11 protein-coding genes are annotated in these 12,543 nt (G+C 48.6%); 9 read left to right on the top strand and 2 right to left on the bottom strand.

Annotation, left to right across the window (positions count from 1 at the left end):
• Positions 1-91 precede the first annotated feature (91 nt).
• From tkt to LC084_RS12390, 7 genes are all read left to right on the top strand, one after another.
• On the top strand, positions 92-2,083 hold the full coding sequence (gene tkt / locus LC084_RS12420; protein ID WP_226571524.1) for a transketolase: 1,992 nt from the start codon (positions 92-94) through the stop codon (positions 2,081-2,083).
• 358 nt (positions 2,084-2,441) lie between these two features.
• The gene (epd, locus tag LC084_RS12415; protein ID WP_226571523.1) at positions 2,442-3,470 is read left to right on the top strand and encodes an erythrose-4-phosphate dehydrogenase; all 1,029 of its coding nucleotides are present in this window, start codon (positions 2,442-2,444) and stop codon (positions 3,468-3,470) included.
• A 42-nt stretch (positions 3,471-3,512) separates the two neighbouring features.
• A complete protein-coding gene (gene pgk / locus LC084_RS12410) occupies positions 3,513-4,676 on the top strand; it encodes a phosphoglycerate kinase (protein WP_036102837.1) in 1,164 nt (387 codons plus the stop codon).
• Between the two features lie 97 nt (positions 4,677-4,773).
• Positions 4,774-5,850, top strand: a complete 1,077-nt coding sequence (gene fbaA, locus LC084_RS12405; RefSeq protein WP_226571522.1) for a class II fructose-bisphosphate aldolase — start codon at positions 4,774-4,776, stop codon at positions 5,848-5,850.
• A gap of 178 nt (positions 5,851-6,028) precedes the next feature.
• Positions 6,029-6,880, top strand: a complete 852-nt coding sequence (gene mscS / locus LC084_RS12400) for a small-conductance mechanosensitive channel MscS (RefSeq protein ID WP_226571521.1) — start codon at positions 6,029-6,031, stop codon at positions 6,878-6,880.
• A 227-nt stretch (positions 6,881-7,107) separates the two neighbouring features.
• On the top strand, positions 7,108-7,740 hold the full coding sequence (gene argO, locus LC084_RS12395; protein ID WP_226571520.1) for an arginine exporter ArgO: 633 nt from the start codon (positions 7,108-7,110) through the stop codon (positions 7,738-7,740).
• 115 nt (positions 7,741-7,855) lie between these two features.
• A complete protein-coding gene (locus tag LC084_RS12390; protein WP_226571519.1) occupies positions 7,856-8,581 on the top strand; it encodes an oxidative stress defense protein in 726 nt (241 codons plus the stop codon).
• A gap of 70 nt (positions 8,582-8,651) precedes the next feature.
• Here the strand turns inward: LC084_RS12390 and LC084_RS12385 are convergent, their stop codons facing one another.
• Together LC084_RS12385 and argP are read right to left on the bottom strand one after the other, a co-directional pair.
• The gene (locus LC084_RS12385) at positions 8,652-9,104 is read right to left on the bottom strand and encodes a hypothetical protein (protein ID WP_226571518.1); all 453 of its coding nucleotides are present in this window, start codon (positions 9,102-9,104) and stop codon (positions 8,652-8,654) included.
• A 150-nt stretch (positions 9,105-9,254) separates the two neighbouring features.
• Positions 9,255-10,148, bottom strand: a complete 894-nt coding sequence (gene argP, locus LC084_RS12380; protein ID WP_226571517.1) for a DNA-binding transcriptional regulator ArgP — start codon at positions 10,146-10,148, stop codon at positions 9,255-9,257.
• 200 nt (positions 10,149-10,348) lie between these two features.
• Here argP and rpiA point away from each other — a divergent pair, with 200 nt between their 5' ends.
• A complete protein-coding gene (gene rpiA / locus LC084_RS12375; RefSeq protein ID WP_226571516.1) occupies positions 10,349-11,008 on the top strand; it encodes a ribose-5-phosphate isomerase RpiA in 660 nt (219 codons plus the stop codon).
• 281 nt (positions 11,009-11,289) lie between these two features.
• Positions 11,290-12,528, top strand: a complete 1,239-nt coding sequence (gene serA / locus LC084_RS12370; RefSeq protein WP_226571515.1) for a phosphoglycerate dehydrogenase — start codon at positions 11,290-11,292, stop codon at positions 12,526-12,528.
• Positions 12,529-12,543 lie beyond the last annotated feature (15 nt).

Genomic DNA, 12,543 nt, shown 5'->3' with positions numbered 1-12,543 from the left:
GGGATGTTTTTCTTTGGGTTATACGCCATAAGGGCACTAACTTGAAACCGTTATTAAGGCCTGGTCTTCAACTATCCGATCTGGAGTCAAAATGTCTTCTCGTAAAGAGCTTGCCAACGCCATTCGTGCGCTCAGCATGGACGCAGTACAAAAAGCCAAATCCGGTCACCCCGGAGCCCCTATGGGGATGGCTGACATTGCTGAGGTCCTGTGGCGTGATTACCTGAATCATAACCCGAAGAACCCGCACTGGGCTGACCGTGACCGCTTTGTTCTGTCTAACGGCCATGGCTCCATGCTGCTTTACAGCCTGTTGCACCTTTCCGGCTACGACCTGCCGATTGAAGAACTGAAAAACTTCCGCCAACTGCACTCCAAAACTCCTGGTCACCCGGAAGTGGGGTACACCGCAGGTGTTGAAACCACCACTGGCCCGCTGGGGCAAGGGATTGCTAACGCCGTAGGTATGGCGATTGCTGAGAAAACAATGGCTGCGCAGTTTAACCGTCCGGGCCATGAAATCGTTGACCACCACACCTATGCCTTTATGGGCGATGGCTGCATGATGGAAGGGATTTCTCATGAAGTCTGCTCGCTGGCGGGTACCCTGAAACTGGGTAAACTGGTTGCGTTTTATGACGACAACGGTATTTCCATCGATGGTCACGTAGATGGCTGGTTCACTGATGACACCGCCAAACGCTTTGAAGCCTATGGCTGGCATGTGGTGCGTGCTGTTGACGGCCATGATGCGGATTCTATCAAACGCGCCATCGACGAAGCGCGCAGCGTAACAGACAAACCGTCGCTGCTGATGTGCAAAACCATCATTGGTTTCGGTTCGCCGAACAAAGCCGGTACCCACGACTCCCATGGTGCACCGTTGGGTGATGCCGAAGTCGCAGCTACCCGTGAGCAGTTGGGCTGGAAATACGAACCTTTTGTTATTCCACAGGATATTTATGGTCAGTGGGATGCCTCTGAAGCGGGCAAAGCAAAAGAATCTGCCTGGGATGAAAAATTTGCGGCCTATAGCAAAGCCTTCCCGCAGGAAGCGGCTGAATTCACCCGTCGTATGAACGGTGAAATGCCCGCTGATTTTGCAGCAAACTCACAGGCCTTTATTGAAAAATTGCAGGCCAACCCGGCGAAAATCGCCAGCCGTAAAGCATCTCAGAATGCCATTGAAGCCTTCGGGCCGTGGTTACCGGAATTCCTTGGCGGCTCTGCTGACCTGGCACCAAGTAACCTGACTATCTGGTCTGGCTCCAAATCCATTAACGAAGACACCGCTGGTAACTACATTCATTACGGTGTGCGTGAATTCGGGATGACAGCGATTGCCAACGGTATCGCGCTGCACGGCGGTTTTCTGCCATATACCTCCACTTTCCTGATGTTTGTGGAATATGCTCGTAACGCGGTGCGTATGGCTGCACTGATGAAACAGCGCCAGGTGATGGTGTATACCCATGACTCCATCGGTCTGGGCGAAGATGGCCCGACTCACCAGCCTGTAGAGCAGTTGGCTTCTCTGCGTGTGACGCCAAACATGAGCACCTGGCGCCCTTGTGACCAGGTAGAAAGTGCGATTGCCTGGAAAGCAGCAGTTGAACGTCATGATGGCCCTACCGCGTTAATTTTGTCTCGTCAGAACTTGGCACAGCAGGAGCGTAGTGCACAGCAATTGGCCGATGCCGCTCGCGGTGGTTATGTGCTGAAAGACTGTGAAGGCCAGCCACAAGTGATCTTCATTGCTACCGGTTCTGAAGTGGAACTGGCTGTTGCTGCCTGGGAACAACTGTCTGGCGAAGGCGTCAAAGCGCGTGTAGTTTCTATGCCGTCAACTGATGTGTTTGAGAAACAGGACGCCGCTTACCGTGAAGCGGTATTGCCTAAAGCAGTTGCTGCCCGTGTGGCAATCGAAGCTGGCATTGCTGACTACTGGTACAAATACACCGGCCTGAATGGTGCCATTGTAGGCATGACTTCTTTCGGTGAATCTGCACCAGCAGAACTGCTGTTTAAAGAGTTCGGTTTCACTGTAGAAAACGTAGTGAAACAGGCGAAATCTTTGCTGTAATCGTATTATTAGCGTTCATTTATATCAGCCGGGCACATGCCCGGCTTTTTTACGCACGTGGTTTCACCTCAGGCAATAAATTATTCCATTATTCCTGGTGGTTATTCTTATCTGGATTATTGTCTGGCGTCTGAAATGGCAAAAAAGTGTGACGCATGTCAGAAGAATGAGTGATAACGTGGAGGGAATATTCCCTTTATTCCTTATTTCTAATATGCTGGCTGAAGCGTTTCAGTAGTTTTAAATGTTCGACATTTAATCAAACAGTCGTGATTTATGGCTGGCGAGGATTCCCCTGAGGCGGTGGCTGCATTACCCTGTTTGCCACAACATTGCACAGAATCCTGGCAGGAGAGATATGACCGTACGCATCGCGATAAATGGCTTTGGTCGCATCGGGCGGAACGTGGTTCGGGCACTTTACGAATCCGGTCGCCGTGCGGAAATCACCGTTGTGGCAATCAACGAACTGGCTGATGCCGCTGGTATGGCGCATTTGCTTAAATACGATACCAGCCATGGCCGTTTTGCCTGGGAAGTTCGCCATGACCGCGAACAGCTCTTTATTGGCGATGACACTGTCCGCATTTTGCATCAACGGGATATTGCCTCATTGCCGTGGCAGGCACTGGATGTAGATATCGTGCTGGATTGTACTGGGGTCTATGGTAGCCGTGAGGATGGCCTTGCTCACATTGAGGCTGGGGCCAAAAAAGTGCTGTTTTCACATCCTGGTGGCAACACGCTGGATGCCACCGTTGTTTACGGTGTCAATCATGAACAACTTCGCCCCACAGACCGCATTGTTTCCAACGCATCCTGCACCACGAACTGTATTATTCCCGTGATTAAGCTGCTTGATGAAGCATGGGAAATTGAATCAGGAACGGTCACAACTATTCACTCTGCGATGCATGACCAGCAAGTGATCGATGCTTACCACCCGGACCTGCGCCGCACCCGGGCAGCCAGCCAGTCTATTATCCCGGTTGATACCCGGCTGGCTGCAGGCATCACCCGTATTTTTCCGAAATTTTGTGACCGCTTTGAAGCTATCGCTGTACGTGTACCAGTAATTAATGTGACTGCCATTGATTTGAGCGTCACTGTGTCACACAAGGTAACAGCGCAAGAGGTTAACCTGTTGCTGCAAAAAGCGGCACAGGGGGCATTTCATGGTATAGTTGACTATACGGAATTACCGTTAGTCTCGACAGATTTCAACCACGATCCGCATAGCGCTATTGTGGATGGCACCCAAACCCGGGTAAGTGGTGGGCACCTGATCAAAACGTTGGTCTGGTGTGATAATGAGTGGGGCTTCGCCAACCGAATGCTGGATACCACGTTGGCGATGTCTGCAACACAGATATCAGGTAAGGCGTAATTTGCGCCTGCAAAACTTTTAGAATCAACGAGAGGATTCACCATGTCTGTAATTAAGATGTCCGATCTGGATCTGGCTGGTAAACGCGTTCTTATCCGTGCGGATCTGAACGTACCGGTTAAAGAAGGGAAAGTGACTTCTGATGCGCGTATCCGTGCATCTCTGCCGACCATTGAAATTGCCCTGAAACAAGGTGCGAAAGTGATGGTGACTTCCCATCTGGGTCGTCCGACTGAAGGCGAGTACAACGAAGAATTCTCTCTGCTGCCAGTTGTGAATTACCTGAAAGACAAACTCTCTGCGCCAGTTCGTTTAGCAAAAGACTACCTGGATGGCGTTGAAGTGGCGGCTGGTGAACTGGTTGTTCTGGAAAACGTTCGCTTTAACAAAGGCGAGAAGAAAGACGACGAAGCACTGTCCAAAAAATACGCAGCACTGTGTGATGTTTTCGTTATGGACGCTTTCGGTACTGCTCACCGTGCTCAGGCATCAACTCACGGTGTTGGAAAATTTGCTGAAATCGCTTGCGCAGGCCCGCTGCTGGCAGCTGAACTGGACGCTCTGGGTAAAGCACTGAAAGAACCTGCTCGCCCGATGGTTGCTATCGTTGGTGGTTCTAAAGTTTCCACTAAACTGACAGTTCTTGACTCCCTGTCTAAAATCGCTGACCAGCTGATCGTTGGTGGCGGTATTGCTAACACCTTCGTTGCTGCACAAGGCAACAAAGTGGGCAAATCTCTGTATGAACCAGACTTGGTTGAAGAAGCAAAACGTCTGCTGACTATTTGCGACATCCCGGTACCGACTGATGTTCGCGTAGCGACTGAGTTCTCTGAAACTGCACCGGCTACACTGAAGTCTGTAACTGAAGTGAAAGACGAAGAGCAAATCCTGGATATGGGCGATGTTTCTGCTGAGAAACTGGCTGAAATCCTGAAAAACGCTAAAACTATTCTGTGGAATGGCCCGGTTGGTGTGTTTGAGTTCCCGAACTTCCGTAAAGGCACCGAAATTGTTGCTAAAGCTATTGCTGAAAGCGATGCGTTCTCTATCGCAGGCGGTGGTGATACTCTGGCGGCAATCGATCTGTTCGGTATCTCAGACAAAATCTCTTACATCTCCACCGGTGGTGGCGCTTTCCTTGAATTCGTAGAAGGTAAAGTTCTGCCAGCTGTTGCTATGCTCGAAGAGCGTGCTAAGAAGTAATACATTCGGGCAGGGATTCCTGCCCATCGTTTTCTGTGTGCCTGGTTAACCAGGCCACATCCCCTTTTCCAAGGCCGAAGATACAGGACAACGTAATATGTCTAAAATTTTTGATTTCGTGAAACCTGGCGTTATCACTGGTGATGATGTTCAGAAAGTTTTCCAGGTAGCAAAAGAAAATAACTTTGCTTTACCGGCAGTTAACTGCGTCGGTACTGATTCTATTAACGCTGTTCTGGAAACTGCTGCCAAAGTTAAAGCGCCAGTAATCGTTCAGTTCTCTAACGGTGGTGCTGCATTTATCGCTGGTAAAGGCTACAAAGGCGAAGGCCAACAGGCAGCAATTCTGGGTGCTATCTCTGGTGCGCTTCACGTTCATCATATGGCTGAACATTATGGTGTTCCGGTTATTCTGCATACTGACCACTGCGCTAAAAAACTGCTGCCGTGGATTGATGGCCTGCTGGACGCTGGTGAAAAACACTTTGCTGCCACTGGTAAACCGCTGTTCTCTTCCCACATGATCGACCTGTCTGAAGAGTCTCTGGAAGAAAACATCGAGCTTTGCTCTAAATACCTGGCTCGTATGTCCAAAATGGATATGACCCTGGAAATCGAGCTGGGTTGTACTGGTGGTGAAGAAGATGGTGTGGATAACAGCCACATGGACGCTTCTGCTCTGTACACTCAGCCAGAAGACGTTGATTATGCATACACCAAACTGAACGCAATCAGCCCGCGTTTCACCATCGCAGCTTCTTTCGGTAACGTACATGGTGTTTACAAACCAGGTAACGTTAAACTGACCCCGACTATTCTGCGCGATTCTCAAGAATATGTGTGCAAAAAACACAACCTGCCGCACAACAGCCTGAACTTCGTATTCCACGGTGGTTCTGGTTCAACTGCCCAGGAAATCAAAGACTCCGTAAGCTACGGTGTGATTAAAATGAACATCGATACCGATACCCAGTGGGCAACCTGGGAAGGTATCCTGAACTACTACAAAGAAAACGAAGCTTACCTGCAAGGCCAGTTGGGTAACCCGAAAGGCGACGACCAGCCGAACAAAAAATACTATGACCCGCGTGTATGGCTGCGTGCTGGTCAGCAGTCAATGGTAGCTCGTCTGGAGCAGGCGTTCACTGAACTGAACGCAATTAACGTTCTGTAAGTAGTTCGTTTCTGTTTCCACTAAAAACCCGCCTCTGAGGCGGGTTTTTTTACGCCTTTTTCTTGGTTTAAAGCATAAAAATGTGAGCTGTCTGGCATAAGGCAAACTTTTTGTTTACCCTTTAGAAACATCTTTGCGGTGTAAATTTGCTTTTTACTAACGGAGACAAGGAACCCAGATGGAAGACATACATGTTGTGGACAGCATAAATGATGCAGGCACCTGGTTGATGCGCAATCAGGCTTTGCTGGTTGATTACGCCGTTAATATTGTCTCGGCCGTAGTCATTATTATTATCGGCTTTGTGGTTGCCCGATTAATTTCGAATGCGCTCAACCGTGTTATGCAGGCCCGAAAAATTGATGCCACCGTAGCAGATTTTCTTTCTGCGCTGGTTCGCTATGGCATTATCGCGTTCACTCTGATTGCTGCGTTAGGCAGGGTTGGAGTGCAAACAGCCTCTGTTATTGCCGTATTGGGTGCAGCTGGTTTAGCTGTTGGTCTTGCGTTGCAAGGGTCGTTGTCTAACCTTGCGGCAGGCGTATTACTGGTGACATTCCGCCCATTCCGTAGTGGTGAATATGTTGATCTGGGTGGTGCCGCGGGTACTGTTCTGAATGTACAGATCTTCTCTACCACCTTGCGCAGTGTGGACGGCAAAATTATCGTAGTCCCGAACGGCAAAATTATCTCAGGCGATATTATTAACTATTCACGTGAACCTATGCGTCGTAACGAGTTCATTATTGGTGTCTCCTACGATGCGGATATCGATCTGGTTAAGCAGCTCATTACGGATATTCTGATGGCAGATGATCGTGTCATTAAAGATAAAGGGATCACCGTAAGGCTGAATGCTCTGGGAGACTCATCGCTAAACTTTGTAGTACGAGCCTGGAGCAACAGCGCGGATCTCTTTGAAGTGTACTGGGATACACTGGAGAAAATTAAGAAGACACTGGATGCCAATGGTATCGGTATTCCTTACCCGCAAATGGATGTTCATATGATTCGCGAGCAAGAGAAATAACCTTGTTGTTTCGAGGTTGTTGTATTGCTGAGGGTAAATGAGTATTTCCTGAATGCGTGAAATGAGCCAGTGGCGATAGTTGTCATCGGTTTTAATGGCCAGCACAGACTGGCCATTATTTTATCCACCATCATTAGATATTCTTATTAATAATTAAAAATATCAATTTCCACTAATAACACAAACTACGTAGACTGCGCGCCATTCCCAAAAGAAAAGGATGAACTATGTTTAGCTGGTATCTACAAGGGTTGATGTTGGGCGCAGCGATGATCTTACCCCTTGGGCCACAGAATGCGTTTGTGATGAACCAGGGGGTTCGTCGCCAGTATCACCTGATGATTGCAGCACTGTGTTCCTTCAGTGATTTAGTGCTGATTTGTGGTGGGATCTTTGGTGGTAGTGCATTGTTAATGCGCTCCCCCTGGCTTCTGGGTCTTGTTACCTGGGGCGGTGTGGCATTTTTATTGTGGTATGGATGGGGGGCGCTCAAAACAGCGTTCAGCAGCAACATAGAACTGGATGAAGCGCAGATATCAGGACAGGGGCGTTGGCGTATTATTACAACAATGCTGGCTGTGACCTGGCTCAATCCTCATGTGTATCTGGATACCTTTGTGGTATTGGGCAGCCTGGGAGGGCAACTGGCAACAGAACCCAAACGCTGGTTTGCGTTGGGTACGGTAAGCGCCTCGTTCATGTGGTTTTTTGGCCTGGCACTGCTCGCCGCCTGGTTTGCCCCGCGTCTGCGCACTCAACGTGCGCAACGAGTGATCAATTTTATAGTTGGCAGCGTGATGTGGGTTATTGCACTAAGGCTGGCACAGGAAGGCGTTCATCATCTTCAAGTGTTGTTTTGATTAACAGGTGGGCGTAATTATCCTATAGACATCTGGTGATTAATCGTTACTCTTGCTGGCAGGATGTAACGAGAAGTACTTCCTGTTAGGTTTAAAATTGCATGGAGGATAATAAATGAAGTTTAACGTGTTGTTATTGGCTGGTGTTTTAGGATTGGTCTCTTTTTCTGGTGTTGCTAATGAGTTGCCAAATGGTCCTCATATTGTCACATCAGGAAGTGCCAGTGTAGACGCAGTGCCGGATATTGCGACGCTATCCATCGAGGTGAGTGTTACTGCGAAGGATGCAGCCAGCGCCAAAAAACAGGCTGATGAGCGTGTTGCGCGTTACTTCTCTTTCCTGCAGGAAAAAGGTGTCGATAAAAAGGATATTGATGCGGCGAATTTGCGCACCCAGCCTGAATATGAATACCTGAAAGAAGGGAAGCGCGAACTCAAAGGCTACCGTGCGGTGCGCAACGTTGCTGTTACCGTGCGCAAACTCGATGCACTTAGCGGGTTGCTTGATGGCGCGCTTAAGGCCGGGTTAAATGAGATTCGCTCAGTGTCACTGGGGGTCTCCAGCCCGAACGCGTATAAAGAACAGGCTCGTGAAGCGGCAATCAATGACGCCATTGCACAGGCAAAATCGCTTGCGCAAGGTTTCCACGCCAAACTGGGCCCGGTATACAGTGTGCGTTACCACGTTGCTAATTATCAGCCTTCACCTATGGTGCGAATGATGAAAGCCGATGCGGCTCCGGTTTCCGCTGAAGATACCTACGACCAGCAAACGATTCAGTTTAGTGACCAGGTAGATGTGGTATTCGAAATGAGCCCACAGGCTGCTTCCGCTCAGTGATAGCTGTTGCGGTTAACACAAGCAAAAAAGGCTTCCTGATGGAAGCCTTTTTCATAAATGCGTGATTGGGTCAGTACCAAATGGGCTGCCGACGAGGGAATAAATTTACCGCACCAGTGATAATCAGCGCAATAATCGCCGCAGCTACAACATAGCCATAAACAGAAAAATCACTTAGTGGTACATGGCTTAATCGGTTGGCATTGAGTGGTTCGAAAAATGTACTCTTCACTTGCAGTAATGCCATGAGCACCAGCAGGTTACTGGTTGCCAGCCCTAATGTGCAAGCCAGCGCTTTCAGTAAAGATGCCATTGCGAATATACGCTGCAGAATGATGGTGCCGAGTGTACCGGAAATCGCGAATACCAGGGTGTGCCACATCTGGCATTCAGCTGTTGCCGCGACGCTGGAAATAAATAGTGTCTGTCCGTGAAAGTACATCACCGCGGCCGGAAGATAGAGGCTGTAACCTAATAAGCCAAACAGCCCGAGAGAAAAAATCGTGATAAATAACGTTTTCATGCCAGTCTGTAACACCCGCCTGTGCGAATTAACCGACGCATTGTCTAACATTCTGATGCCGACGGATAATAACCAGTTTTATCTATTTGTTATTAAATCTTACAGAGAACACTCGCTTGGGTTCGCGCGATAAACAGGCAAAAAAGACCGTTATTCCTGGCGTAATACTTTATGACCATAAGCCAGAAGTGCATCCGTCACTTTACGCATCATGCGGCTTTCTGGCGCAAATCTGTGCCAATAAAGCATACGGCGCTGGAACAGCCCTGGCGTCAAATCAATAAGCTCACCGCTGTCTAACTCTTTTTCAATTTGCAGGTGTGGAATCATACAGCAGGTTGTTCCCTGGCGTGCAAGTTGAACAAAAGCCTCAGACGAGTTCACGATATGGCAAGGCACGCTGCCAGGAGAAAGATCGAAGTTCTGCTGTAAGAATGCCTGATGCATATCATCAAGGTGGTCAAACGCAACTGCAGGGGCTTTAAGCAATGAAGTGCGGTTTACGCCATTAGGGAAATAGCGATCGGCAAACGCTTTGGAACCGACAAACAAGTAGTCCAGTGCACCGAGCTTATTAACCAGGCAACTGGGCAGTGCCTGAGCCTGTATACTGACGGCCCCAACCACTTCACCACGGCGCAAACGTTCCTGGGTACGGGTTTCGTCTTCCACTTGCAGGTTGAGACGAATTGGCGAATCAGCCAGTACTGGAGCGAGTGCAGGAAGCAACCAGGTTGCCAGGCTGTCGGCGTTGACAGCTAACGATAATAACAGCGGTGTTGACCCGGTTTGCTCATCGCCCAACCACTCTTCTTCAAGCAATTCTACCTGGCGGAGTAGGGCGAGAAGTTTTTGCCCTTGCTCTGTAGGGCGGGGTGGTACGGTTCTTACCAACAATGGCTGGCCGAATAAATTTTCCAACTGTTTGATTCGTTGAGACACCGCAGACTGGGTGATACAAAGCTTTTGTGCTGCTCGTTCAAACCCGCGTTCGCGGATAACTGAGTCCAGCGCCTGTAGTGTTTTGTAGTCCGGGCGTTTCATTATTTCGATGTGCTCCTGTTTTTTTGGCTTTTGGCACTATGACATAAAACCAGACATGATCCAGCGAAAATCCTTACATATGGCACGTAATTTGCCTTTTCATTCAGCGTATTTTTGCCTCAGACACGGTATTTTTAGTCGTGCTGTTCTATAATGCGTCCCCGGTTTTTTCATCTTTTCTATCACAGGCAAAAAACACCATGACGCAGGATGAACTGAAGAAAGCAGTGGGATGGGCCGCTTTACAGTATGTGCAACCCGGAACTATCGTTGGTGTGGGCACTGGGTCCACTGCTGCACATTTTATTGATGCCCTGGGCACCGTTAAGCATCAAATCGAAGGTGCGGTATCCAGTTCCGATGCATCGACCGCCAAGCTCAAAGCGTTGGGCATCCCCGTGTTTGACCTTAACAATGTTGACTCTCTGGGCATCTACGTTGATGGTGCAGATGAAATCAACGGGCAGATGCAAATGATCAAAGGTGGTGGTGCTGCTTTAACCCGTGAAAAAATCATTGCCTCTGTAGCGGAAAAATTTATCTGTATTGCCGATGCCTCCAAACAGGTTGATATTTTGGGTAACTTCCCTTTGCCTGTTGAAGTTATCCCTATGGCCCGCAGTTGCGTTGCGCGTAGCCTGGTTAAATTAGGCGGACGCCCGGAATATCGCCAGGGCGTATTGACTGATAACGGTAACGTGATTTTGGATGTTTATGGTTTATCCATCATCGACCCCGTTGCCACAGAAAATGCTATCAACGCCATTCCAGGTGTGGTTACGGTTGGGTTGTTTGCCAACCGTGGTGCGGATATCGCGCTTATTGGTACGGCTGACGGCGTCAAAACTATTGTGAAATGATCTGGCTGGAGGGCTGAACTGCCCTCCTGAAGTCGTTTTACTGAAAAATTTTAAGAAATTTTAAATTCAGTGATAATGTTCACATTTAATTTCTATTGTGGTTTTTATTGCTGCCATTTCTTGGTTTTCTGGATGGAACGCCCAGCATCCCTCCTGACTTGCGTTTTGCTCAGCATAAGTGACAAAACATCGTTATTGCCGGAGGCGTAATTTTTGATATGTTGACAGAAGGCTGGCTTATTTCACGCAGCGTATTCTTTCAGATAACACAGGGTCGGGAAATGGCAAAAGTATCACTGGAGAAAGACAAGATTAAATTCCTGCTGGTGGAAGGGGTGCATCAAAAAGCAATCGATAACCTTCGCGCAGCAGGCTACAACAATATTGAATATCATAAAGGCGCACTGGACACTGAATCTCTTAAAGAGTCCATCCGTGATGCTCATTTTATCGGTTTACGATCCCGTACCCATCTGACCGAAGACGTTTTTGCTGCGGCTGAAAAATTGGTTGCGGTAGGGTGTTTCTGTATTGGCACAAACCAGGTTGACCTCGATGCAGCAGGTAAACGTGGCATTCCGGTATTTAACGCGCCGTTCTCAAATACCCGTTCTGTTGCAGAACTGGTTATTGGCGAACTGTTGTTATTGTTGCGTGGCGTTCCGGCATCGAATGCGAAAGCGCACCGTGGTATCTGGCACAAACAGGCCGTGGGTAGTTTTGAAGCGCGTGGTAAAAAACTGGGGATCATTGGTTACGGCCATATCGGTACTCAGTTGGGGATTCTGGCGGAATCTCTGGGGATGCACGTTTATTTCTATGATATTGAAAGCAAATTGCCGTTGGGTAACGCTACACAGGTTCAGCATTTATCAGACTTACTGAATATGAGTGATGTTGTCAGCCTGCATGTTCCTGAAAATGCATCTACCAAAGATATGATGGGTGCAGAGCAGATTGCCATGATGAAGCCTGGCTCCCTGCTTATTAACGCTTCCCGCGGTACTGTTGTTGATATTGAAGCGTTGTGTGATGCACTGGCAAGCCAACATCTGGCTGGCGCAGCCATCGACGTCTACCCAACAGAACCTGCCACCAATAGCGATCCTTTCACTTCGCCTCTGTGTGAGTTTGATAACGTGCTACTGACACCTCATATTGGTGGCTCCACGCAAGAAGCGCAGGAAAATATTGGTATTGAAGTTGCCGGGAAGTTGGTGAAATATTCTGATAACGGTTCAACACTCTCTGCGGTGAATTTCCCTGAAGTGTCGCTGCCTCAGCACACCAGCAGCACCAGCCGTTTGTTGCATATCCATGAAAACCGCCCAGGCATCCTGACTGCAATTAACCATATTTTTGCAGACCAGGGGATCAACATTGCAGCTCAGTACCTGCAAACTTCTCCGCATATGGGCTATGTGGTTATTGATATCAATGCGGCGGAAGATGTGGCTGATGCAGCACTACAAAGCATGAAAGCCATTCCTGGGACAGTTCGTGCACGTCTGCTTTACTGATTGGTGGTAATACAC

Origin of the sequence: Mangrovibacter yixingensis (assembly GCF_020523985.1) — a bacterium.
GTDB lineage: Bacteria > Pseudomonadota > Gammaproteobacteria > Enterobacterales > Enterobacteriaceae > Mangrovibacter > Mangrovibacter yixingensis.
This window is presented reverse-complemented; position numbering and strand designations above follow the sequence as displayed.

Bases quoted from the DNA above. Each gene is read 5' to 3' on its own strand.
- tkt (WP_226571524.1), top strand. From the start codon at position 92: ATGTCTTCTCGTAAAGAGCTTGCCAACGCCATTCGTGCGCTCAGCATG.
- epd (WP_226571523.1), top strand. From the start codon at position 2,442: ATGACCGTACGCATCGCGATAAATGGCTTTGGTCGCATCGGGCGGAAC.
- pgk (WP_036102837.1), top strand. From the start codon at position 3,513: ATGTCTGTAATTAAGATGTCCGATCTGGATCTGGCTGGTAAACGCGTT.
- fbaA (WP_226571522.1), top strand. From the start codon at position 4,774: ATGTCTAAAATTTTTGATTTCGTGAAACCTGGCGTTATCACTGGTGAT.
- mscS (WP_226571521.1), top strand. From the start codon at position 6,029: ATGGAAGACATACATGTTGTGGACAGCATAAATGATGCAGGCACCTGG.
- argO (WP_226571520.1), top strand. From the start codon at position 7,108: ATGTTTAGCTGGTATCTACAAGGGTTGATGTTGGGCGCAGCGATGATC.
- LC084_RS12390 (WP_226571519.1), top strand. From the start codon at position 7,856: ATGAAGTTTAACGTGTTGTTATTGGCTGGTGTTTTAGGATTGGTCTCT.
- LC084_RS12385 (WP_226571518.1), bottom strand. From the start codon at position 9,104: ATGAAAACGTTATTTATCACGATTTTTTCTCTCGGGCTGTTTGGCTTA.
- argP (WP_226571517.1), bottom strand. From the start codon at position 10,148: ATGAAACGCCCGGACTACAAAACACTACAGGCGCTGGACTCAGTTATC.
- rpiA (WP_226571516.1), top strand. From the start codon at position 10,349: ATGACGCAGGATGAACTGAAGAAAGCAGTGGGATGGGCCGCTTTACAG.
- serA (WP_226571515.1), top strand. From the start codon at position 11,290: ATGGCAAAAGTATCACTGGAGAAAGACAAGATTAAATTCCTGCTGGTG.